8 protein-coding genes (1 of these 8 running past the window's edge) are annotated in these 24,337 nt (G+C 73.1%); 6 read left to right on the top strand and 2 right to left on the bottom strand.

Features of this window, described 5'->3' with window-relative positions:
• The 6 genes from Q664_RS58420 to Q664_RS39175 form a co-directional block, all read left to right on the top strand.
• Positions 1–2,216, top strand: partial view of a type I polyketide synthase gene (locus Q664_RS58420; protein WP_043408200.1) — the final stretch only. It extends 10,309 nt beyond the left edge of the window; 2,216 of the gene's 12,525 nt are visible here — the last part of the coding sequence; its start codon lies off the left edge, out of view; the stop codon is at positions 2,214–2,216.
• On the top strand, positions 2,213–7,126 hold the full coding sequence (locus Q664_RS53230; RefSeq protein ID WP_052519207.1) for a type I polyketide synthase: 4,914 nt from the start codon (positions 2,213–2,215) through the stop codon (positions 7,124–7,126). The genes Q664_RS58420 and Q664_RS53230 overlap by 4 nt, the downstream gene beginning before the upstream one ends.
• Positions 7,127–7,141: 15 nt before the next feature.
• Positions 7,142–13,903 (top strand): type I polyketide synthase, encoded by a 6,762-nt coding sequence (locus Q664_RS53235; RefSeq protein WP_152622594.1) that lies wholly within the window; start codon positions 7,142–7,144, stop codon positions 13,901–13,903.
• Positions 13,900–19,329, top strand: coding sequence for a type I polyketide synthase (locus tag Q664_RS62765; protein ID WP_052519209.1), 5,430 nt, complete (start codon positions 13,900–13,902; stop codon positions 19,327–19,329). Before Q664_RS53235 ends, Q664_RS62765 begins: the two co-directional genes overlap by 4 nt.
• A gap of 64 nt (positions 19,330–19,393) precedes the next feature.
• Positions 19,394–20,689 carry a cytochrome P450 gene (locus tag Q664_RS39170; protein WP_160174595.1) on the top strand — a complete coding sequence of 432 codons (1,296 nt, stop codon included), beginning with the start codon at positions 19,394–19,396 and terminating at the stop codon, positions 20,687–20,689.
• The gene (locus Q664_RS39175; protein ID WP_052519210.1) at positions 20,676–21,926 is read left to right on the top strand and encodes an NAD(P)/FAD-dependent oxidoreductase; all 1,251 of its coding nucleotides are present in this window, start codon (positions 20,676–20,678) and stop codon (positions 21,924–21,926) included. Before Q664_RS39170 ends, Q664_RS39175 begins: the two co-directional genes overlap by 14 nt.
• A 49-nt stretch (positions 21,927–21,975) precedes the next feature.
• Here Q664_RS39175 and Q664_RS39180 read toward each other — a convergent pair whose 3' ends face one another.
• Together Q664_RS39180 and Q664_RS60285 are read right to left on the bottom strand one after the other, a co-directional pair.
• The gene (locus Q664_RS39180; RefSeq protein ID WP_043408206.1) at positions 21,976–22,341 is read right to left on the bottom strand and encodes a J domain-containing protein; all 366 of its coding nucleotides are present in this window, start codon (positions 22,339–22,341) and stop codon (positions 21,976–21,978) included.
• A 1-nt stretch (position 22,342) separates the two neighbouring features.
• Positions 22,343–24,334 (bottom strand): DUF6109 family natural product biosynthesis protein, encoded by a 1,992-nt coding sequence (locus tag Q664_RS60285; protein ID WP_043408209.1) that lies wholly within the window; start codon positions 24,332–24,334, stop codon positions 22,343–22,345.
• Positions 24,335–24,337 lie beyond the last annotated feature (3 nt).

Genomic DNA, 24,337 nt, shown 5'->3' on the forward strand with positions numbered 1-24,337 from the left:
TCGACGAGCTGCGCTTCGCGCCGGTGCCGCGCCGCCCGCCCGGGGTAGGGGAGGTCGAGGTGCGTGTCCGCGCCGCCGGCCTGAACTTCAAGGATCTGCTCATGGCGCTCGGCGCCGTTCGCGGGGGGGCGGAGGGCGGGGCCGAGCCGCGGCGCATGGGGCTCGAGTGCGCGGGCGAGATCGTGGCGCTCGGCGACGGCGTCGAGCACCTGCGCGTCGGCGAGCGTGTGGCCGTGATGGCTCCCGGCAGCCTCGCGACGCACGTCACCGTCGCCGCCACGGCCGTCGTGCCGATTCCCGGCCTCCCGGCTCTCTCCGCCGCCGCGCTGCCCTCGGCGTTCATGACGGCGCTGCACGGCCTCTCGGAGCTCGCCGGGCTGCGGCGCGGCGAGCGCGTCTTGATCCACGCGGCGGCCGGCGGCGTGGGCCTGGCCGCGGTGTGCATCGCGCGTGAGCTCGGCGCGGAGATCTGGGCGACCGCTTCACCGCGCAAGTGGCCCCTGCTCCGGCGGCTAGGCGTGCACCACCTGATGTCCTCGCGCACGCTCGACTTCGCCGACACCGTGCTCGCCGAGACCGGGGGCCGCGGCGTCGACGTGGTCCTGAACTCGCTGACCGGCGATGGCTTCGTCGCCGCGAGCCTCTCGGCCTGCGCGCCGGGGGGCCGGTTCGTCGAGCTCGCGCAGCGCGGCGCCTGGACCGCCGCCCGTATCGCCGAGGTCCGTCCCGACGTTCGCTATCACCACTTCGATCTGCAGGCGGAGCTCGGCCACGAGCCGGACGGCGGGCGCGCGCGGCTGCAAGCGGCGCTCGCGCAGGGCGCGCGCACGGGAATGCCCGTGGTGACGCGCTTCGCCCTCTCCGATGTGCCCGCGGCGCTGGCGTTCATGCAGCGGGCCCGTCACGTGGGCAAGATCGTGGTCGAGGAGTCGCGGCGGTCGTCGGCGCGCGTACGCGATGATGGGACCTACGTGATCACCGGCGGCCTCTCGGGCCTTGGCCTGCACCACGCCCGCTGGCTGGTCGCACGCGGGGCGCGGCACCTCGCGCTGATCAGCCGGCGCGGGCTGCCGGAAGACGCTCGCTCCGAGGCGCGCGTGGCCGTCGAGGCCATGCGGGCGGCGGGGGCGCAGGTGCTCACGCCACGGGCCGATGTCAGTGATCGCGAGCAGCTCGCGGCGGCCCTGGCGCAGGTCCACGCGTCCTGCCCACCGATCGTCGGCGTCGTCCACTCGGCGGGACAGCTCGCCGACGCCAGCCTGGCGTCCCTCGACGAGCAGACCGCGTGGCGGGTGCTCGCGGCCAAGGTGCTCGGCGCCTGGAACCTGCATTGCCTGACCCGCGATCTCGACAGCTTCGTGCTGTTCTCGGCCGCGGCGTCGATCATCGGTAACAAGGGCCAGGCCAACCATGCGGCCGCCAACGCGTTCCTCGACGCACTGGCGGCTTGGCGCCGCCGCACGGGACTCCCGGCGCTGGTGATCAACTGGGGCGCGGTCGCGGAGATCGGCTCGGCCGCCGGGCCGGAGGTGCAGACGCGGCTGCGCGGCATGGGCATGGCGCCCATCCCCGCCGACGCGGTCTCGACGCTCGTCGAAGTCGGCCTGGCTTGCGAGCGGACGCAGATGATCGTGCTGCCTCCGGCGCCGGGCGGCTATGCGTTCGCGGACGAGCCCTTCTTCTCGGCCCTGCGTCCCACCGAGAGCGGTGCGCGCGCGGCCGGCACGTCGGCGCCGGCTGCCGGTACCGCCGGGGCTCCTCCGACACCGCCCGCGACGGGGCCTCGGGGTGGCGAGTCGCTGGTCGCGCGGATCGCGGCCGCGAGCACGACCCAGGCGCGGCAGGAGCTGGTCGCCGCCCGCGTCCGCGAGCACGTCGCCGCCCTCCTGGGCTTCCCGTCGCCGAGCCGGGTGGGTTTGCGGCGGCCGTTCTTCGAGCTCGGCCTCGACTCGCTGACCGCGCTCGAGCTGCGCAACCGCATCGTCGCCGAGCTGCCGTGCCGGCTCGACCCGACCTTCGCCTTCGCGCTCCCGACGGTCGAGGAGCTGTCCGGCGTCCTCGTCGAGCAGCTCGAGGCGCGGGAGCACACCCCGCCCGTTACCGCTGCTGGCGAGGCTTCGCCCGAGTCGCTCCCGTCGTCGCTCTCGACGGAGGAGTTGGCGGGGCTGCTCGCCGAGGAACTCGCAGCCATCGCCGAGGAGGAATCCCAGTCATGAGCAACGGGCAGTCGGCGGATCCGCACGAGTTGCTGCGGCAGTCGCTCGTGGAACTGCGGAAGCTCCGCGCGCGCCTCCAGGAGGCGCAGCGCCCCCCGGCTCCGGTGGCCGTCGTCGGCATGAGCTGCCGGCTCCCCGGCGCCGATGATCCCGACTCGTTCTGGCGGCTCCTGCTCGAGGGGCGCGACGCGACCCGCGACGTCCCGCCGACGCGCTGGGACGCGGACGCCTGGGCCGACCGGTGGAGCACCGTACGCCGCGGAGGGTTCCTCGACGACGTCGCCAGCTTCGACCCGTTCGCGTTCGGGCTCTCGCCGCGCGAGGCGGCGGCCATGGACCCGCAGCAGCGTCTGCTGCTCGAGTGTACGTGGCATGCGCTCGAGCGCGCGGGGTTTGCTCCCGATGAGCTGCGGCGCGCGCGCGTCGGGGTCTTCATCGGCCTGGCCACCGATGACTACGCCCAGCTCGTCGCGCAGGCCGGCATCGGCGTGGCGGGCGACGCCCACTCGAGCCTGGGTACGATGCGCAGCATCGCGGCCGGCCGGATCAGCTACAGCTTCGGCTTCCAGGGACCGAGCCTGGTCCTCGACACGGCCTGCTCGTCCTCGCTGGTCGCCGTGCACCTGGCGCGCGCGAGCCTGCGCGCGGGCGAGTGCGACCTCGCCATCGCCGGCGGCGTCAACCTGATGCTCTCGCCGCAGCCCTTCGTCAGCCTCGGGCGGATGGGGATGCTCGCGCCGGATGGGCGCTGCAAGGCGTTCGACGCCGCGGCTGACGGCATGGCCCGCGGAGAGGGGAGCGGACTGCTCGTCCTCCAGCGCTTCGATGACGCACGCGCGCAGGGCCGCCCCCTGCTCGCGCTGCTGCGGGGCTCGGCGGTGAACCAGGACGGCCCGAGCAGCGGCCTCACCGTGCCCAACCAGCGCGCCCAGGAAGCGGTGATCCGCGCGGCCCTGGCGGACGCGGGCCTCACCGCGCGGGACATCGATCTGCTCGAGGCCCATGGGACCGGGACGAGCCTCGGCGATCCGCTCGAGCTCGCCGCGCTCGCCGAGGTGCTGGCGGGCCGCCATCTGCGCGACGTGCCCCTCCTGCTCGGCTCGGTCAAGACCAACTTCGGACACCTGGAGGCGGCGGCCGGCGTCACGGGTTTGATCAAGGCGATCCTCGCGGTGCACCACGGGCGCGTTCCGCCGCACCCGCACTTTCGCGAGCCGAACCCCTATGCCCCCTGGGATCGCCTCTCCGTGGAGATCCCGACCGAGGCCCGGGAATGGCCCGGGACCCCGGATGCGGCCCGGCCGCGGCGCGCGGCGGTCAGCTCCTTCGGCATCAGCGGGACCAACGCGCACGTGATCGTCGAGTCGGTGCCTCCGGCGCCGGCCACTCCCGGGCCCGACGCGGGGCCGTTCCTGATCAGCCTGCGCGCGCGCACCGAGGCCGCCCTCGACACGATGGCGGAGGACCTCGCGGCTCACCTCGATGCACACCCGGCGCTGTCGCTGGCGGACGTGGAGCGGACCACGAACGAGGGGCGCGCCGCGCTCGAGCGCGGAAGGTGCTTCGTCGTCGGCGATCCGCGCGAGGCGGCGGCGCAGCTGCGGGCCTCGGCGCGGGGCGAGACGCCCGTGTGGGGCTCGCGCGAGCGGCGGCTCGAGGGGGGTGGGGTGGTCCTCGCGTTTCCCGGCCAGGGCAGCCTTCGTCCCGGCGCCGGGCGGGCGCTGTTCTCCTCCGAGCCCAGCTTCCGTGCGGCGATCGAGCGCTGCGAGGTCCTGCTGGGTGACGAGCTACCCCGGCCCGTGCGGGCGCTGCTCTTCGACGACGACCCCGCCGACCGCGCCCTTCTTGGCAGCACGGCGATTGCCCAACCGTTGACCTTCGTCGTCGAGTACGCGCTGGCGCAGCTCTGGCTGGACGCTGGGGTGCGACCGGTGGCGCTCGTCGGGCACAGCCTGGGCGAGTACATGGCGGCCTGCATCGCGGGCGTGTTCAGCCTCGAGGAAGGCCTCGCGCTGGTATGCGCCCGCGGGCGGGCGATGCGCGATCTCTGTCCGCCCGGGGGCATGCTCGCGGTCGAGCTCGACGCGGAGCAGGCGATGGCGTGGGCCCGGGCGCGCGGCCTCCCACTGCACGTCGCCGCCATCAACGGCCCGGACCGCGTCGTCCTGGCGGGCGCGCCGGGCCCCCTGGCGGATGCCGAGCGCGCCGCCCGGGAGCAAGGCGTGCGTGTCCACCGCCTGCCCGTCGATCGGGCGTTCCACACCGCGGACATGGAGCCGGTCCTCGACGTCCTCTCCGAGCGCCTCGCGGGGATGTCGCTGCGCGCGCCGACCCTGCCGCTCTGGTCCGCGCTCGATGCGCGACCTCTGGGCGAGCGGGCGACCGATCCGGGGTACTGGCGCGCCCACACCCGCGAGCCCGTGCGGTTCGGGGCGACCCTGGCCGCCCTCGCCGAGCACTCCTGCTTCATCGAGGCCGGAGTCGGCACGACGATGTGCGCCCTGGGCCTCGCCAATCTCGGAGACGAGGGACGGCGTTTCATCCCCTCGCTCCCAGGGCGGCCCGGAGAGGACGAGCGGCGCGCCTGGCTCGGCGCCCTCGGACGCGTGCAACTGCTCGGCCTCGCACGGCGCTCCGCCCGGCAGGGCGCGCGGATGGTCGCGCTCCCGACGCTGCGCTTCGATCGGCGGACCTGCTGGCTCCCCGCCCCCGGCACTTTCGCGCGGCCGCCGGAGCCCGCGCAGGCCCTCGCCGAGCCGCGCTGGTCCCCCGTGGCCGCACCTCGTCGGACGAGCCCGATGCCCGTGCCGAGCGCCCTGATCCCGGGTCTGCGCACGATCCTGGAGCCGCGGATGGCCGATCCGGCGCTGCGCAACTACTGGACGGTGCTCTCGTCGCTGGAGGAGCTGACCTGCACCGCCGTGGTGCGCGCGTTCGCGGAGCTAGGGCTCGTGCTGCGGCCCGGGCTGCGCTTCTCCCCGTCGGCTGAGGCTGAACGGCTGCGCGTCGTCGCCGGACAGCGGCGCCTCTTCGAGCACCTCGTGGCCATGCTCGACGAGGCGGGGATCCTGGTGCCGGCTGGCGGCGAGCGCGTGGTGGCGGAGCTCGTGCCCGCCGCCGTCGGCCTCGACGCCGCGCTCGATGCGCTCCTCGCCGGCCGGCCCGACGCGCACGCCGAGATCACGGTGCTGCGACGGTGCGCCGCGCAGCTCGCCGCCGTGCTGCGCGGCGACGTGGAGCCGCTGCAGGCCCTGTTCCCGGGCGGCGACCTGAGCCTGGCGACCAGCCTGTACCGCGACGCGCCCTTTGCCCGGGTGATGAACGCCACCACCGCCGCCGCCGTCGGCGCGGTGGTCGGGGCGATCGAGCCCTCGGCGCCGCTGCGGATCCTCGAGATCGGCGCTGGGACGGGAGGGACCACCGACCACGTGCTTCCGCTGCTCGATTCCGGGCGTCCGGGCGGGCTGCACTACGTGTTCAGCGACGTCGGAACGGCGTTCCTCACCCACGCGCGCCAGCGTCACGCCGACCGGCCATTCATCGAGGTGCGCCGGTTCGACGTCGAGCAGCCGCCGCGCGACCAGGGCTTCGCGCCAGCGAGCTTCGATCTGATCCTGGCCGCCAACGTCATCCACGCCACCGCCGACCTGCGCGCGACCCTCGGCCACGTGCTCGAGCTCCTCGCGCCCGGGGGAATGCTGCTGATGCTGGAGACGACCGCACGGCAGCGCTGGGTCGATCTCTTCGCGGGGTTCACCGGCGGTTGGTGGCGCTTCACCGATCGGGAGTTGCGTCCCGAGCACCCACTGCTCTCCACCGAGCGCTGGCTGACGCTGTTGGGCGAGAAGGGCTTCGTGGACGCCGATGCGCTGATGCCCAGCCACGGTGCGGCTCCGGGCGCGGATGCGGCGCCCGTCATCGCCCGGCCGGCGCTGATCCTGGCCCGCAGGGGCGCCGCCGAGGAGCCGGCGGTGGCACCGGCGTCGCATGGCCGCACGCTGTTGCTCGGCGGCGGCATCGACGACCCCGGGATCGAGCGCTGCCAGGACGTCGACGAGGCGCTGCGGACGCTGGCGCGCGCCCGGGCCGAAGGCCGTCCCTTCGCGCACCTCGTCCACGCGCGCGGGCTCGCCGTCCCGTCCGATCGCTGCGCCACGCTCGACGGGCTCGCCGCCCTCGGCCATGACGAGCTCGTCGGTACCATCCGCGCGCTCGGTGATGGCGCCTCCGGCAGGCTGTGGATCCTGACGCGCGGGCTGCGGAGGCTCGGGAGCCGCCATGTCCTGTGGTCGCTGGTCACGGCGCTCACCACGGAGCGGCCACCGGGTTGGGGTGGGGTGATCGACACCGACGCCCCAGAGCTTCACGCGCGCGAGCTCCTCGAGGCTCTGGCGTGGCTGCCTACCGGCTCCGTCGCCCACCTCGAGCGCGGCACGATCCGGGTGTACGAGGGCGACCGGCCCGCGTCGGCCGCCTCGGCGGAGAGCCCGCGGAGCACCGACGAGCGCGCCGCGGCGGTGCCGGAGCAGGGCGCCGACTTCGCGGCGCGGCTCGCCACGCTCGAGGCCGCGGCCCGGCCGGCGCTGCTCCGGAGCACCGTCGAGGCCGTGATCCGCTCCGTCCTCGGCTTCGCACCCGGCGATCCGCTCGATCCGGATCGTGGATTTTTCGAGCTCGGCGTCGACTCGCTGACGGCGATCGCGCTTCGCGAGAAGCTACAACAGGCCCTCGGCATGAAGCTGGCCGCGAGCCTGGTTTTCGACCACCCCAGCCCGCGCGCCCTGGAGGAATACCTCGCGGGTGCGCTTGGCCTTCCAGACGCCGAGCGCGCCTCCGCGCGCGCCGACGGCGACCTCGACGCCGCCCTCGATGCCGAGGTCGCGGCGCTCGAGGCGCTCCTGGGCACGTGACATGAGGGATGAACCGTGAGCACAGGCAAAGCTGACGCCACCGCACGAGCGCTGGAGGCGCTCACCCGCGCGCGCTTGCGCATCGAGGAGCTCGAGCGCGAACGGCGGCGCGAGCCGATCGCGATAGTCTCGATGGCCTGCCGCTACCCCGGCGGCGTCGAGGATCCCGAAGCCTACTGGTCCCTCCTGAACGCCGGTGCCGACGCGACGGGGGACATCCCCGGCGAGCGCTGGGACGTCGACGCGTTCCACGACCCCACCGGCGCGCGCGTGGGCTCCAGCCGGACGCGTCGTGGCGGGTTCCTGGCCGGAGATCTCGACGCCTTCGACGCGGACTTCTTCGGCATTTCGCGGCGCGAGGCGCGCGCGATGGATCCGCAGCAGCGCCTGCTGCTCGAGGTGGCCTGGGAGGCACTCGAGCGCGCGGGGCAACCGCCGCGGCGCGCCGAGGGGCGTTCGATCGGCGTCTACGTTGGCGTCGCGACCCACGACTTCGCCGATCTCGTCCGCCCTGGCACGCCGCGGCCCGGAGCCGACTTCGTTGGCGCTTTCGAGATGACCGGCGCCGCGACCTACGCCGCGGCCGGGCGCATCTCGTACACGCTGGGCCTGACCGGACCGAGCCTGGTCGTCGACACCGCGTGCTCGTCGTCGTTGGTGGCGGTGCACCTGGCGGTCCAGGCCCTGCGCAACGGTGAGTGCGAGGCCGCGCTGGCCGGCGGCGTCAACTGCATCCTCGGCCCCGAGGGTTTCGTCGCCCTGTCGCAGGCGAACATGCTGGCCGCCGACGGGCGCTGCAAGAGCTTCGACGCGTCGGCGGATGGGATGGGGCGGGGTGAGGGCTGCGGGCTCGTTCTTCTCCAGCGCCTCGGCGACGCACGCCGCTCCGGCGCGCCCATTCTCGGGTTGATCCTCGGCTCCGCGGTGAACCAGGACGGCCCGAGTGGAGGCTTCACGGTGCCGAGCGGACGCGCGCAGCGGGCCGTGCTCCGCGCCGCCGCCGAAGACGCCCGCGTCTCCGCGACGGACATCGACTACGTCGAGGCTCACGGGACGGGCACGCCGCTGGGCGATCCGATCGAGCTCGGTGCCCTGGAGGCAATCTTCGGCGAGGGACGGCCCGCCGACCGGCCGCTGCTCGTCGGCTCCGCCAAGGCCAATCTGGCCCACCTCGAGGGCGCCGCGGGGATCGCCGGGCTGATGCGCGCGGCACTGGCCATCGGGCGCGGCGTGGTGCCGCCCCATCGGATGACGGGGAGCCGTACGGAGCGCTTCGACTGGGCCGCGAGCCACCTCGAGCTGCCCGGTACGGCGCGCCCTTGGCCGAGCCGTGGCCCGGGTTCGAGCCCCCTCGCTGGCGTGAGTGCGTTCGGCGCCGGCGGGACCAACGTGCACGTGATCCTGGGCGCGGCTCCGCCCGTGGAGGAGGCGCCGGCCGAGGTGTGGACCGGGCGTGTGCGCCCGATCCTCCCTCTCTCGGCCCGTGACCCGCGGGGGTTGCGCGCACTGGCCGCTCGCTGGGCCGCCGTGGCCGCTCGTCAGGAGATTGGGGCCCCCGACCTCTGCGTCACCGCCGGCCGCCGCGCGTTGCCGGCCGGTGTGCGCGCTGTCGTGCACGGCGACGATCCCAGCGCCCTTCGCGCGGGTCTTGAGGCGCTCGCCCGCGAGTCCTCCGCCGACGCGGGAACCGTTTCCGCCCCGCCAACGCTCGCCCTGTTGTTCACGGGGCAGGGTGGCATCGCTCGTGGGCTCGGCCGGAATCTGTTCGAGCAGGAGCCCCGGTTCCGCGAGATCATCCAGCGCTGTGAGGCGGTCCTCGAGCCGCTCCTGCCCATGTCCTTGACGCGCTGGCTGTGCGACCCATCGCACGACGGTGGCCGATCGTCGCAGGAGCTCCTCCAGCCGGCGCTGTTCTCGTTCGAGGTCGCGCTGTTCGAGGTGTGGCGCGCCTGGGGCATCGAAGCCGGCGCGGTCATGGGGCACAGCCTCGGGGAGTACGCGGCCGCCTATGCCGCGGGGATGGCCTCCCTCGAGGATTTGCTGGTCTTCGTGGCCCAACGCGGGCGGCTGATGGAGACGCAGGTACCCGGGCGGATGGTCGCCCTGCTCGCGGAACGGGAGCGCGTCGTCGAGCACCTGCCGGCGTCCGTGTCCATCGCGGCCGACCACGGCTCGTCAGGGGTCGTCATCTCCGGGGCCGAGGCGGATGTCGCGAAGGCGCTCGGGCGCCTGGGCGAGGCGATCCCGGGCCTGCGCCATCGCGACCTGGGTGTCGACCGGGCCTTCCATTCGGCACATGCCGAGCCGATCCTGCCCGGTTTGCGCGAGGCCGCGGGCCGGGTGGACTGGCGCGCACCCAGGCTGCGCCTGGTCTCCGGCCTCACGGGTGACTGGGCGGGGGAGGCGGTACGCGAGCCCGCCTACTGGGCGAGGCATGCGCGCGAGACCGTGCGCTTTGGCGCGGGCCTCGACACGTTGCGCGCCGCGGGTTTCACGCACTTCCTCGAGATCGGTCCAGGCGTGACGCTGAGCGCGCTCGCCGCGGATCGGGGCGTGCCGGGGCGTGCCGTCGCCAGCCTCGGCGCCGGCGCCGATCTGGCCGGCATGCACGCGGCCCTCTCCGCCTTGTACGCCGCTGGTGTGGACGTCGATTGGCCCGCCATCCAGCGCGGCCTGCGGGGGCGCCAGGTGCCGTCGCTGCCCACCCGGCCCTGGCAGCGCGTCTCGCTTGGCCGCCCAGTTCCGCCGCCCCGCCGCAGCGCGACGGCGACCCCGGTCGCACCCGCGACCCACCCCCTGCTCGGCGAGCGCCTGTTGCTCCCCGACAGCGCGCAGCTGCGCTTCGCGACGGTGGTTTCGCCGCGCGAGCCGTCCTTCGTCGCCGGGCACAAGGTGGCGGGACGGACCGTGTTCCCCGCCGCGGGGCACGTCGCACTGATACTCGCGGCACTCGCCGAGGCGTCGCCGGGGCGCGACGCGATGGGGATCGCCGAGCTGATCATCGAGCGTCCCCTGATCTTCCCTGACGACGGCAGCGATGACTCACGCCCGCTGCAGGTCGTGGTCGAGCCGGCCGGCGACACGCGTTCCGTCGCGATCCATGTGCACGAGACCGAGGGCTGGCGGGTGTTGTGCCGCGCGAGCGAAGCGCCGGTCCGTGCCGCCGGGACGCTGCGACCCTGGGATGGAAACGCGGAGAGCGTCGAAGGCGTCCGCCGGGTCGCGCTCGATCGCCTGGCTGCACAGGCCATGGCGGCTGGCCTCGAGCCGGGCCCGGCTTTCGGCGCCATCGCCGCGCTGTGGGCGGGCGAGGACCGCGCCTTCGGCCTGCTCTCGCCGCAGCCCGGCTGTATCAACGGTCCCTACCGGGTCTCCCCGATCCTCTTCGACGCGGTGATCCACGTCCTCGCCGCGAGCCTCGATGCGAGCCGCGATGGCGAGCCGCCGGGACCTCATGGCTCATGGATGCAGGCCGGCTTCGCCCGTGCGTTCGTGCACGGGGCGCCATCCGCGCGGCTGTGGGTCCGGGCGGTCGTGCGGGAGCGCGGCGAGCGAGTCGTGCGCGCCGATCTGATCGTCGCCGGTGACGACGGCCGCGCCTGGCTCGAAGTCGAGGGCTTGCAGTTGCGCCGCGCGGCCGTTGGCGCCGTCGCGGCGCAGCCATGGCACGACTGGCTCTACGCCGCGCGCTGGCGTCCGGATCCGGCGGCTGGCAGTGGCGGGCTCGGCGTGTCCCCGACGACGCTCCGCGACGCAGCGGGTCACGCGGCCGAGGACTGGTACGACGCGCCCACGCTCGCTGGCTACGGCCGTGCGCTGGCGACGCTCGATGTGCTCGCCGCCGATTACGTGCATCGGGCCTTGCACGCGCTTGGCTGGCGGCCCCAACGTGGCAACCGCATCGCCGCCGACAGTCTCGCCGTGGCGCTCGACGTCGTCCCGGGGCAACGCCGTGCGTTCGCCCAGCTCCTGTGTGTGCTCGCGGCGCATAGCGCGCTCCTGCGACGAGACGAGGCCGGACCCGCGGGGAGCTGGATCGTGGCGTCCGAGTTCGAATCGCCCAAGAGCCTCGACGTGCTCCGGAGCTCCGCCGCCGAGCTCCGCCGCGGCTCGCCGCAGATCGACGCGGAGCTGACCATGCTCGAGCGCTGCGGCGAGCAACTGGCCGACATCCTGCGTGGCCGCACCGACCCGCTGAAGCTGCTCTTCCCCGGCAACGACACCTCGTTGGCCACGCGCATCTACACCGAGTCGCCGGGCTCGCTGACCATGAACGCGCTGGCCCGGCGCGCGATGGTCGAGCTGCTCTCCAGGCTCCCGCCAGAGCGGGGCCTTCGCGTGCTCGAGATCGGCGCTGGCACCGGTGGCACCACCGCCTCGTTGCTTCCCGTGCTCAAGGGTACTCGCGTCCGCTACACCTTCACCGACGTCGGGCCCGTGTTCCTCGCCAAGGCGCGCGAGCGTTTCGCGGCGTACGACTTCGTCGAGTACGCGGTTCTCGACATCGAGAACGATCCGTGCGCCCAGGGCTTCACCGCTGGCGACTACGATGTCGTCATCGCGGCCAACGTGCTGCACGCGACGCGTGACCTCGACGTGACGCTCACCGGGGTCCGCCGGCTGCTCGCTCCCGGCGGCATGCTGTTCCTCATCGAGGGCAGCGAGCCCATCGCGTGGATCGACCTCAGCTTCGGCCTGACCGCGGGCTGGTGGCTCTTCACCGACGTGGACACGCGCGGGAGCTACCCGCTGATCAGCGGCACGCGCTGGATCGAGCAGCTGCGGCGTCACGGGTTCGCCGACGCGAGCGACCTGACCCGGGCTCCCGGCATCACCCATGACCCGGTGCTCTCCCGGTCGGCCCTGATCGCGGCCGAGGCCGACGGCGTCGATCCACGCGCCACGGTCGAGCATGGCCACCGCTGGATGCTGTTCCTCGACGACGATCCCGCGCACGAAGGCTTGCGCTCGCGGCTCGAAGCTCACGGCGAGCGCTGCGTGGTCGTACGGGCTGGCGGCGCGCCGCGGCGGGACGATGAACGTGCCCTCGGATTCGATCCGGCCGATCCGGCGGACGCGGGCGTGCGGCTCGACGGCGTGCTCGCCGCGTTGGAGCGCGAAGGCGGCGTCGATCGGGTGCTGTTCGCCTGGACGGCCGGTGATGACGCGAACTCCGAGGCCGCCATCCGCCGCTGCGCCGCGCTCCTCCACCTGACACAGGCCCTCCTGCGCGCGCGCGCCTCGCGTCCGATCCGGCTGTTCGTGCTCACCCGTGCGGCCCAGGCCGTGGCGGCGGGTGAGCCGGTGGAGCCGATGATGGCGCCGGTATGGGGACTCGTTCGCAACGTCGCGCTCGAGCACCCCGAGTTGGGTGCGCATCTCGTCGATGTCGACCGCGAAGCGGCCAGTGAGCCCGCCCTCGCCGCGCTGCTGGCGCGCGCCTCCGAGCGTCTCCCGGAAGAGGCGGTGGCCGTGCGCGGCGGGCGCATGCACGTGATGCGTCTCGAGCTGCTGCCGCCCGCGGCGAGCGAACGAACCTTCCATCTCCGCGAGCGCGGTTGGATCCTGATCACGGGCGGTCAGCGAGGCATCGGCTGGGAGGTCGCGCGCTTCCTCGCCGGCGCGGGACACCGCCATCTCGCGCTGCTGGGGCGCAGCGCTCCGGAGCCGGCCGTCGCGGAGGAGATCGAGTCCCTGCGGCGTTCGGGCACTGACGTGCGCGTGCTCGCGGCCGACGTCGCGAACGAGGTGGAGCTGGCCTCGGCGCTGGATGCGTTGCGCCGGGACGGCCCGCCCATTCGCGCCGTCATCCACTCGGCCGGCGTGTTCCGCGACCACCTGCTGCGCGACCAGCACTGGTCGGTGTTCGAGCAGGTCCTCGCCCCCAAGGTCGCCGGGAGCTGGAACCTGCACCGGCTGACTCGCGGAGATCCGCTCGAGCACTTCATCTGCTTCTCGTCCGGCTCGTCGCTGATCGGCGCGACGGGACTGTCGAGCTACGTCACGGCGAATGCCTTCGTGGACGCTCTCGCGGTGCACCGGCGCTCCCTGGGACTGCCGGCGCTGACCATCAACTGGGGCGCGTGGCGCGAGGTCGGGATGGCGGCCGCCGTCGGCGAGCGTCGCGAGGCGCAGTGGCACGCCGAGGGGATCGAGCAGATGGAAACGCAGCAGGCCCTCGACGCCTTTGCCCACAGCGTCTCCTTCGACGAACCGCAGCTCGCGATCATCGCCATTGATCGGCCGCGCTTCCTCGCGCAACACCGCCGAGGCGCGGTTGCCCGGTTCCTCGAGGTGCTCCGTGCCGCGCCGGGAGGGCGCTCGCCGGCCGCCACCGCCAACCCGTCCGTGCGCAGGGCGCTGGCCACGGCGGGGAGTCCCGCCGCGCGCCGGCGCCTCCTCGAAGACCACCTCGAGCGAATGCTCGCCGAGTTGCTCGGCCTGCCCGCCGGAACGCGCATCGATCCACGCAAGGGCTTCTTCAACATGGGACTGGATTCGCTGCTATCCGTGGAGCTGCGCAATCGACTCCAGGCCGACCTCGATCGCGAGCTGCCGTCGACCTTGACGTTCCGCTTCCCGACGCCGTTGGCCCTGCTCGACTTCCTCTGCGGCGAGCCTCAGCCCGAGGTCCCGGTGCGCCCGGAGCAGCCCGCGGCGGCCAGCGCCGATACCGCGCGCAACGCGGAGATCGATGAGATCGAGGCGCTTTCGGCCGATGAGCTGGAGGCGCTGATCAACGACAACTTCGACACCGTCAGCCGGGGGCGGCGATGAGCGATCGGACGGACCCGGCGCTCGACCGCCTCGATCCGCTGCAGCGCGCCGCGTACACCATCAAGCGCATGCGCGCCGAGCTCGACGCCCGCGAGCGCGAGCGCAGCGAGCCCATCGCGATCGTCGGCATCGGTTGCCGCTTCCCCGGAGCGCCCGATCCCGACGCCTACGCGCGCCTGCTCGACGAGGGCCGCGATGCCACCCGCGAGGTGCCGGCCGATCGCTGGGACGTCGACGCCTACTACGATCCGGATCCGGACGCCCCCGGGAAGATCTACACGCGCCGCGGCGGTTTCCTGGACTCCGTCGACGGCTTCGATCCAGCGTTCTTCGGTATCTCACCGCGCGAGGCGCGGGCGATGGATCCGCAGCAGCGGCTCCTGCTCGAGGTCTGCTGGGAGGCGCTCGAGCACGCCGGCCTCGCGCCGAGCCGGATGCGCGAGCGTCCTGTCGGGGTCTTCGTCGGCATCGGGCAGAACGACTATGCACGGATCAAGCTGCTGCGCGGGGACTCCCATCTGGAGCTCCATGACGGCACGGGCAACGGGTTGAGCTTCGCCGCGGGCCGGATCTCGTACGTGCTCGGACTCCGTGGCCCCTGCCTCGCCGTCGACACGGCTTGTTCCTCGTCACTGGTCGCGGTCCACCTCGCGTGCCAGAGCCTGCGCAACCGCGAGTGCGACACGGCGCTCGCGGGAGGTGTGCAGCTGAGTCTGCTCCCGGAGACCAGCGTGTTCCTCGCGCGCGCCCGGGCGCTGGCGCCCGACGGCCGGTGCAAGGCCTTCGACGCGTCCGCGGACGGCTTCTCCCGCGGCGAGGGCTGCGGGGTCCTGGTCCTCCGCCGGCTCTCCGACGCGCAGGCTGCTGGCGATCGCATCATCGCGTTGGTGCGCGCCTCGGTCGTCAACCACGACGGACCCAGCAGCGCCTTCACCGTCCCGAGCCAGGCCGCGCAGGTGCAGCTCCTGCGGGACGCGCTCGCCGCGGGGCGCCTCGGCGTCGACGATATCGATTACCTCGAAGCGCACGGGACTGGCACCCGCCTCGGAGATCCCATCGAGCTGGGGGCGCTCGCCGAGGTGTTCGCCGGCCGCGGCTCGCCGCTCCCGATCGGCTCGGTCAAGACCAACTTCGGTCACCTCGAGGCCGCCGCTGGCGTCGCCGGTTTGATCAAGGCCGCGCTCGCGCTGAACCAGGACGCGATCCCGCCCCAGCTTCACTTCCGCCATCCGACGCCGCTCGTCGACTGGTCCCGCCTCCCTCTCGAGGTCGTGGCGGCGCGCCGCACCTGGCCGCGGCTCGAGCGGCCGCGCCGGGCCGGTGTCAGCTCGTTCGGCATGAGCGGGACCAACGCCCACGTCATCGTCGAGCAACCCCCCGCAGCGCCGGCCCGGGTTCACGCGGAGCCGCTCGTGCCGGCACCGCGGATCCTGACCGTCTCCGCGCGGGCGCCCGAGGCGCTCGTGGAACTGGCGCACGCCCATGCCCGCGGTCTCCGTACGCTTGAGGACGCCGCGCAACTCGCCGACTGGTGCGACACGGCCAACGTCGGTCGCGATCACGGGAACTCGCGCCTCGCCGTCATCGGCGGCTCACCCGCGGCGCTCGCGGACGCCCTCGAGGCCTTCGCCGCCAACGGGAGGGGCCGTCCCGGCGAGCTCGAGGCCGCCCACCTCGACATCCCACGGCCGCCCGAGCTCGTCTTCATGTTCACCGGCCAGGGCGCGGCATGGCCGGGCATGGGGCAGGCGCTGTACCGTCGCTTCCCGCGCTTCCGTGCGGCGCTCGAGCGCTGCGCGGCGGTCCTCGATCCTCTCCTCGAGCGCCCGTTGATCGCGGGTCTCCTCGAGACCGACGCGTCCCGCTCGCCGCTCGCCGGCACCGCCTTCGCCCAGCCCGCGATCGCCGCCTTCGAATACGCCGCGTTCGAGCTGTGGTCCTCGTTGGGGGTGAGCCCGAGCGTCGTCGTGGGCCACAGCCTCGGAGAGTTCGTCGCCGCCCACGTCGCGGGAGTGCTGGAGCTCGACGACATGCTGCGCCTCGTCGCCGAGCGGGCCCGGCTGATGCAGGCGCTGCCGGGCGATGGGATCATGGTCTCGCTGCCACTCCCGCCCGATGCCGTCGAGCCCGCCGTCGAGCGCCTCTCGCGGCAGGGGAGGGCGATCTCCATCGCGGCCTTCAACGGACCCGCGTCGGTCGTCGTCTCCGGCGAGCGCGCCGCGGTCGAGGAGCTCCTCGGCGCGCTGGGCCCATTGGCGGAGCAGCGCCGCTTCCTGGCGGTCTCGCATGCCTTCCATTCCCCGCTGATGGCGCCGATGCTCGACGACTTCGAACGCGCCGTGGCGCGAGTCAAGCTGCAGCCGCCGCGCATCCCGATCGTCTCCAGCGTCACGGGGGAGGGGGGCGAGCTCGCCATGACGCGGCCGCGCTACTGGGCCGAGCAGATCCTCCGCCCGGTCCGCTTCCACGCCGCCCTCGCGTCGCTGATCGCGAGCGGCCAACGCGCGTTCGTCGAGCTGGGGCCGCAACCCCACCTCTCGGCCATTGGGCGTCAGGGCTTCGATGAGCCCTCGCTGCGCTGGCTGGCGACGGCGGTTCTCGGTGACGATGAGGGGCGCTCCCCGCTGGCGTCGCTGGCCGCGCTCTACACCCTCGGTGTCGAGATCGACTGGGCCGCGCTGGCTCGACGAGAAGGGAGCGTGGGGCGCCGCGTGGTGCTTCCGAGCTATCCATGGCAACGCCGTCGGCACTGGGTCGAGGTGCCCGCCGGGGCTCGTCCCGAGCCGCGCGCCGCCGAGCCGCGTGTCGCCGAGCCGCCCCCGCCGTCCGCGACCGGTCTCGCCCTGCGATGGGAGGCCTGTGCGCGCCCCGATGCGCCGCCGCGTCCCCGTAGCTGGATCGTCGTCGGGCCGCAATCGCTCGCCGAGCCGCTCGCGGCGGCGCTGCCCGGAGCGGCGATCGTGGTGCCCGACGTTCTCCCCGACGATGCGGTCGTCGCCGCCCTGGGGGGAGATGCCTCCTCCGCGCGCGATCGTGGCCTGCTGATCCTCACGGCCCTCGATGAGCGTCTCGCTGGCGCGGAGGTCGAGGCGCTGCCTTCCGCCGTGCTCCGGTGGACCCGGGTGGCGCTCGCGTCGCCGCACGTCTCGCGCCTGGTCTTCGTTACCGCCGCTGCCCAGGATCCGGCCGCGGACACGGGCCCGTCCTCCGCCAGCGTGCGCCCGGCGGCGGCGACGCTGTGGGGGCTCGGTCGCAGCATCGCCCAGGAGCGGCCGGAGCTCGGCATGCTGCTCGTCGACCTCGACCCGGCCACGCCGGGCGATCACGTCGGCTCACTGCTCGCCTGCCTCGCCCTCGCCGACCATCACGACGAGACGGAACTGGGTGCGCGCGCGGGCCGGCTGTACCGTGCCCGGCTCGAAGCCCGCGCACTTCCGGCGATCCCGTCGACCCCGTCCGGGCTCCACCCCGGAGGCTTGTATGTGATCACCGGCGGCCTCGGTGGCATCGGCCTCCACCTCGCGCGGTGGCTCGGACGCCGCGGAGCCGGCGCGGTCGTGCTCTGCGGCCGGCGCACCCTGGACGCAGACGGGCGCCGCACCCTCGAGGAGCTGAGCGCGGCGGGTGTCCCGGCGAGCTACCGAAGTGTCGACGTCGGTGATGCCGCGGCCGTGTCCGCGCTGTTCGAGGAACTGCGCCGCGGCTCGGAGCCGCTCGCGGGCGTCTTCCACCTGGCCGGCGTCCTCGCCGACGGGCCGATCGAGACGCTCGACGACGGCGCGATCGCGCGGGTCTTCGCCGCCAAGGTTCGCGGCGCCATCAACCTCGATCTCGCCGCGAAGGAGGTCGAGCACTTCGTCTGCTTCTCGTCGTTGGCGGGCCTCGTCGGCTCGCCGGGCCAGTCGCCCTACGCCGCCGCCAATGCCTTCCTCGATGCGTTGTGCCTCGATCGGCGGCGGCGTGGGCTCTCGGCCGTCAGCATCGCCTGGGGGGCGTGGCGAGGCACGGGCATGGCCACGCGGATCGGGGCCTTCAACGAGGCTCGGCTCCAATCGATGGGGGTCGATGCGCTCGCACCGGAGCCAGCGCTCGCGGCGCTCGACGCGATCCTCGCCCAGGCTCCGGCGCAGCTGGGTGTTGCCGCGGTCGATTGGGATCGCTTCGCGCACGCCTGGGACGGCGCCGCCTCGATCCCGCGGCTCTACGCCGACCTTGTCGCGCGGCGCGGGCGGGCCGTGCCCGGGCGGCTCGAACAGTCCCCGAAGGCCGCGCGAGGCCCCATCGATCTGCCCGCGCTCGTCCGGCGGGAGATCGCCGCGATCGCGGGGCTCGACGCCGCGCGCGTGCCGATGCACCAGCCGCTCCACCTCATTGGCTTCGACTCGCTGATGCACGTCGAGCTGCGCGCGCGCCTCCAGGCCGCCGTCGACGCCCCGATCCCGCTGTCGCTCCTCCTCTCGCAGCCCAGCGCCGACACGCTCACGCGAGCACTCGTCGGCCTCGTGCCGGCGGAGGCGTTGCCCGCGCCAGCCGCCGATGACCGGGGCCCGGCCGATCCGCCTGAAACGAGGGAGCCGGCCCCGTCACTCGGTGCGCTCGAGCCGCCGCCGCCCGTGCGGCCCCGGCCTCGCGGCGAGATCGTCGTGGACCTGCGCGCTGGCGGCGAAGAGGCGCCCTTCTTCTGCGTCCATCCCTGGCTCGGCACCGTTTTCCCGTACGTCGAGCTCGCCCAGCACATGCGCGGGCGTCCGTTCTGCGCGCTGCAGTCCGTGGGGCTCCATGCCCCCCCGGATCTCAGCATCGAGGCCATGGCCACGCGCTACCGCTACGCCATCCGGAAGCGCCAGCCCCGCGGTCCGATCTTCCTCGGTGGCTGGTCCATGGGCGGGCCGGTCGCGTTCGAGCTCGCCTGTCAGCTCCGTGAGCTCGGCGAGCCCGTCGCGGCGCTCGTGATGATCGATGCGACCAGCCCCGGCCAGCCGCTCGCCCCGTCGCTCTGGGCCGCGTCGAAGTTCATGGTCAAGGTCGCCGCGCCGGATCTCTGGCCGTTCGTGATGGACTACTTCCGCCTCGCCCAGTCGCGTGGAGCGGGGAGGGCGGAGAGCCTCTCGCCGATGACCGTGGTCCGCGAGTTCGCCTCGCTCACCCAGCGCGACTCGGCGTCCCGGCGCATCGTCGAGACCTTCGCCGCCAACAGCAAAGCGCTGCTCCAGTTCAAGCCCCGTGTCTACGACGGACCGCTCACCGTGCTGCGGACGCGCGGCGCCTTCCTCGAGGGACAGGACCCGAGCCTGGGCTGGGGGGCCTTGATGGCCAATCCCAATCATCTCGTGGTTCGAGAGCTCGAGGGCAATCACTTCACCATCCTGCGGCAGCCGCACGTCCATCAGCTCGCCGCGCTCCTCGACGAGCTGTTGTGTGGCTGATTCAACTCCGTCTACTATCTCGCGAATGCTCCCCAGGTCGCCGCCGTCTCCGGACCCTCGCCTGATGCGACGAGCGGTGCAGGGCTGGCCGTACGAGTTCCTCCCGGTGATGGAGGAGATCGTCGCGCGTCACGGGGATGTGGTGCGGATCGCGTTCGGCGTCCCCGTCCGGTACGTGTGTTCACACCCCGATGCCGTCAAGCAGGTGCTGGTGGACGAGCGCGACAACTTCGTCAAGGCGGGTCCCGACAACGAGGTCATCCGGAGCATCATCGGCTCCGGCCTGCTCACCAGCGACGGCCCTCGCTGGAAGCGCCTGCGTACCAGTGCGATCCCCCAATTCCGCCCCGCGCAGCTCCAGCTCTACAGCGAAGTCGTGGCGGAGGAGTGCGAGGCGCTGGCCGATCGCTGGGAGAGGCGCGCGCGCACGGGCGACTCCATCGATGTGTGTCCGGAGATGCTCCGCTTCGCGATCAGCGTGCTCGGGCGGGCGCTGTTCGGGGTTGAGCTCGGACACCACGTCCATGAGCTCGTGGGCGCGTTCCGGACCATCAACTCCGAGGCCTCGCGCGACCCGACGGTCCCCGTCCTGCCCTTCCTGTGGGGCCAAGGCCGGGCACGCTATCGCGCGGCGCTGCGGACGATCGACCGCATCTGCGCGGAGATCGCGGACGAGAGCGCCGGCTCTTCCGGCACGCTGCTCGCGGCGCTCTGCGACGGCCCGGTGAATGCCTCGACCGCGAGGGACCACGTGAAGAACTTCCTCTTCGCTGGCCACGCGACGACGGCGTCGGTGCTGAGTTTCCTGACCTACGTGCTCGGCAGCGAGCCCGATGTCGCGCGCCGGGCCACCGCGGAGGTGGACACCGTCCTGGGCGCGCGCCCGGTGCGGTTCGATGATTTGAAGGAGCTCGACGAGCTGCGGCGCATCTGTCAGGAAACCTTGCGTTGCTATTCGCCCGTCTGGCACATGCCCTACCAGAGCAGGCGGGCGACTGTCATTGGCGGTTACAGGATCCCGGCGCGCGCGATTGTCAGCATCAGCCCGTACCTGATGCATCGGCGAGCCGATCTCTGGCCGGATCCGCTGCGGTTCGATCCCGATCGCTTCCTCCGTGAGAGGGTCCGGGAGCGCTCGCCGTACGTGTACATCCCGTTCGGCATGGGCGCGCGGCGCTGTATCGGAGAGCGCCTGTCGACCATCGAGATCACGATGATGCTGGCGGTGTTGTCCAGGCGCTTCGTCGTCGAGTTGCTCGACGATGAGCCGGTGCGATGCATGCCGATCCTGACCTTCAGGCCCGACGATCGCCTCCGGGTCCGTGTCCGTCCGAGGAGCACAGCCGATGGCCGCACCTGACGGGCGTGCGGTCATCATCGGCGGCGGCATCGCGGGCCTTCTCGCGGCGCACCTGCTCGCACGTCGCGGCTGGACCGTGACGCTGCTGGAGCGCGATCGCGTGCCTCCGGGCACCGCCTACCGTGTCGGCATCCCCCAATCGCGCCACATCCACCGCTTGCTGATGCGCGGTCTCTCCGTGCTCGAGGCCCGGTTCTCGGGGATCGGCGCCGAGCTCGAAGGGGAGGGCGCGCTCCAGCTCGACCTCGCCCGCGATGTGGCGACCCATGGCGCCAGGGGCTGGCTGCCGCGCTTCTCATCGGGACTGACCAGCCTGTTCTGCAGCCGCGAGATGTTGTCCGCCGTGCTCCGCCGGCGGGCGCTCGCCGACGGGGCGGTCACCGTGCGAGAGGGCTGCCGCGTGCGCGGGCTCGTCCTCGATGGCGAGCGTCGGCGCGTGCGGGGCGTCATCACCGACACCGAGGGCGTGCGGTTGGATGCGGAGCTCGTCATCGACGCCAGCGGTCGCGCCTCGAAGCTCCCGCAGTGGTTGCGCGACGCCGGTCTCACACCGCCGCGCGAGAGCTGCGTCGATGAGCAACTCGGCTACGCCAGCCGTTACTACCGCCCGAGCCGCGAGGCCGCGCGCAGCTGGGATGCGCTGTACATCTCCGACGTACCGCCCGCGTTACCGCGCAGTGGAGGCATCTTCCCGATCGAAGGCGGTCTGTGGCACGTGACGCTGGCCGGGTACCGTGGAGATTGTCCCCCCACCGACGCGGAGGGTTTCGACGGGTTCGCGAAGAGTCTCGCGTCGCCGCTGCTGTACGAGCACCTGCGGCGGGCCACGCCGTGCTCGCCCATCTACGGCTCGCGCAAACTGCTGAATCGCTGGCTGCACTACGAAGAGCTCGATGACCTGCCGGACGGATTGCTCGTGATGGGCGACGCGCTCTGCACGTTCAACCCCGTGCACGGGCAGGGGATGACGACGGCGCTGCTGGTCGCGGATCGCCTCTCGGACGTGGCGCCCGGAGCGGGCTGGACCCGGCGGTTCATGCGGTCCGTCGCGCCGCTGCTCGAGCGGCCCTGGTTGCTTGCCACGGCCGGGGCATCCGAGAAGGACGTGGAGAGCCGGGGGCCGCGCGGGAGCACGCTGCGACGACAGTTGCTGACGCTCGAGATGCAGGCGATGGGGAGCTACCTGCACGTGCCGGCCGTGTATCGGCGGTACCTGCGCATCGCGCACCTGTCCTGAGCTGCCCGGCGCGCACCGTCAATGCCCGGTTCGGGGCTTGCCTCCCACCTCACCTGGCAAAAGCCCGGAGCGCCTCATCCCAGCTCATCCGGGAGCACCGCTCCACCCACTGCGCCACCGTCTCCGCTCTGGTTCGCTCGGCCCGTGCCACCACGGCGGCCTTCTCGAGCGGTGCATCGAAACGCTCGCGCGCCTCCCTGGCCAGCTTCTGCACGTCCACGGGGCTGGTCAGGTATGCCGCCGCCAAGCCTCCCGGCCGGGTGAGCGCCTCGTAGGCGCGGCGCAACCGTTGGAACCCTTCCATATCCTGGTGAGGTGGGTGCCGCGACAGCGCCGCGAAGTACGCGCTCTTGACGGCGAGCGGGTCCATCGTGGGCTCCAACCCCAATACGGCGAATGGCTCTTCGGGCGTCATCTCAGCTGCTCTCCTCTCCATCCTCCGGAGAAACAGCCTTCGAGGGGCTGCTCCCGGACTTCTTCTTCGAGCGTGATGCACGGTGCCCCTTGGTGCTCGCGGCCTTCTTCTTCCGCGAAGCCCCGCGCTTGCGCAGCCGGAACCCATGCTTGTGCGCCAACGCCTGCGCCTGCTCCACCACCGGCGCATGAGGAGCGGGTAACTGCTCCGCCAGGGCCCGCATGAAGGCCTCCAGCACCGGGTGGAGGTACTTACATGGGGTGTTCATCCTCCCGGCGGCCACCGCCGCCTCGGCGAGCGCCAGCACATTGGCGGCGCGGCCCTCCAGCCAGCGTTCCAGGATGCGCCGGGCGAGCACCTCCCGCTCGAGCACCTCCATCGTCCGGAGCGCCTCGATATGCCCCGTGTTCCCAGGATGGGCCTCCAGGTACCGCACGGTGGCCTCCCAGGCCTCGGCGTCCGAGGAGGCATGGCGCACCGCCTCCTCGAGGAACTCCACCCGGTAGGTCAGCACCCTGGGAGCGAACCGGCGCCAGATGCGCAGGCCGTCCCCGGTCAGCTTCATCGAGGAGTAGACCTGCTCCACCGCCCCCTCCACCTCCCTCAGCATCCGCTCCATGTCCTGCAGGTTCCCCACGCCGCGCAGCAGCCGCTCCAACTGCCCTTCTCCCTGCTTCAACCGGCTGCGGCCCAGCAAGATGACGATGGCTTCGCTGAGCGCTCTCCGGAGCTCCTCGTTCGCGCCCTCCCAGCAGGCATCCACCCATGACTCCACCAGGGCCGGTGCGCAGGTGGAGGCCACACACTCGATCAACTCCATCCGCTCGGAGGGCACGGCCCCCCCCAGCCAGGACAGCAGGGAAGAGGCCTCCGTGGAGAGCAGCCGGCCCAGGCCCTCCTGGAGCCACCCGGGTGCGTTGGGCGCCTCGGGGTTCTGCTCGCACCAAGCCAGGAAGGCCCGCGCCCAGAGGAGCGCGTTCGTGCTCCGGGCCAGCAATTCCTGGTAGAGGCCCAGCGCCCGCGGCAGGGCCGCCCCCTCGAAGCGGAGCCCGGACACCGCCTGCACCACCCAGGGCTGGGCCGACGGTTGGAGCGCCGCGGCCTGCGCCAGGGTGCAGAGGGGCTCGGCGTCCTCGAGGCGCGAGACGACCGGCCGCGCGAGTCCCGCGGCGACCACCCGCAGCGCCTGCAACGTGGGTGCGGACAGGGCCTCGGAGGCTCCTCCCTCACGTACTGCCCGGGCCAACAGCGAGGCGGGCTCCGCGAGCGGGGCGTGTCCCTTGCCCTCCGCCGCTCGGAGCCACAGCTCTCGCGCCGCCAGCTGTCCCGCCAGCTCCCATACCGCCCGAGCCACCTCGGCGGGTGCCGCTCGTGCCCACGCCTCGGCGCGGCTGGCGAAGACGGGGAAGGGCTCGAGCGCGCACAGGGCGAGGAGCGCCCCTTCCACCTCCTCCAGCGAGCGGGGCGGCGGCAGGGAGACGTGCTGGCGCGGCGGCTCGATTCCCAGGAGCGCATCCACCGGGGTCAGGTGCTCGAGCGCCGGGGCGATGAGCTCGGGCGCGGGGCTCCCCTCGGAGGAGAGCCATCCATCCATCGCTCCGGCCAGAAGGGGCGCATGTGCTCGTGCCGGGCCGGTGAGGGGTTGCCACAGCCGCCGCGCGCGCTCCCAATCCCGGGCGCGGCCCGCCGCCCATACCAGTGGCCAGTACGTGGCGAGGGCCTCCTCTGGAGTCGCGCCTCGCTCCACCAGGCCGGGCTCGGCGTCCGCGCGCACGGCCTGGGTGCCGAGCGTCCCCCAGGAGCCACGACGGTGCTGCTCCCGGACGGCCTGCCGGAAGAGGACGGCGCCGCTGGGGAGCAGTTCCTCCCTCAGTGGCGGCGGCAGCCGCAGGAGCGCGGACAACATGCCCTCCAGATCCCCTCGTTTCTGGTACTTCCGGGCCTCCTCCAGCCACTGGCGGTGCTGGCGCCCGGTGCGGTCGTGCTTCGCCATGGC

Origin of the sequence: Archangium violaceum Cb vi76, from assembly GCF_000733295.1 — a bacterium.
Classification (GTDB): Bacteria; Myxococcota; Myxococcia; order Myxococcales; family Myxococcaceae; genus Archangium; species Archangium violaceum.

Coding starts and splice junctions, on each gene's coding strand:
- Q664_RS53230 (WP_052519207.1), top strand. CDS start 2,213: ATGAGCAACGGGCAGTCGGCGGATCCGCACGAGTTGCTGCGGCAGTCG.
- Q664_RS60285 (WP_043408209.1), bottom strand. CDS start 24,334: ATGGCGAAGCACGACCGCACCGGGCGCCAGCACCGCCAGTGGCTGGAG.
- Q664_RS62765 (WP_052519209.1), top strand. CDS start 13,900: ATGAGCGATCGGACGGACCCGGCGCTCGACCGCCTCGATCCGCTGCAG.
- Q664_RS39180 (WP_043408206.1), bottom strand. CDS start 22,341: ATGACGCCCGAAGAGCCATTCGCCGTATTGGGGTTGGAGCCCACGATG.
- Q664_RS39175 (WP_052519210.1), top strand. CDS start 20,676: ATGGCCGCACCTGACGGGCGTGCGGTCATCATCGGCGGCGGCATCGCG.
- Q664_RS39170 (WP_160174595.1), top strand. CDS start 19,394: ATGCGACGAGCGGTGCAGGGCTGGCCGTACGAGTTCCTCCCGGTGATG.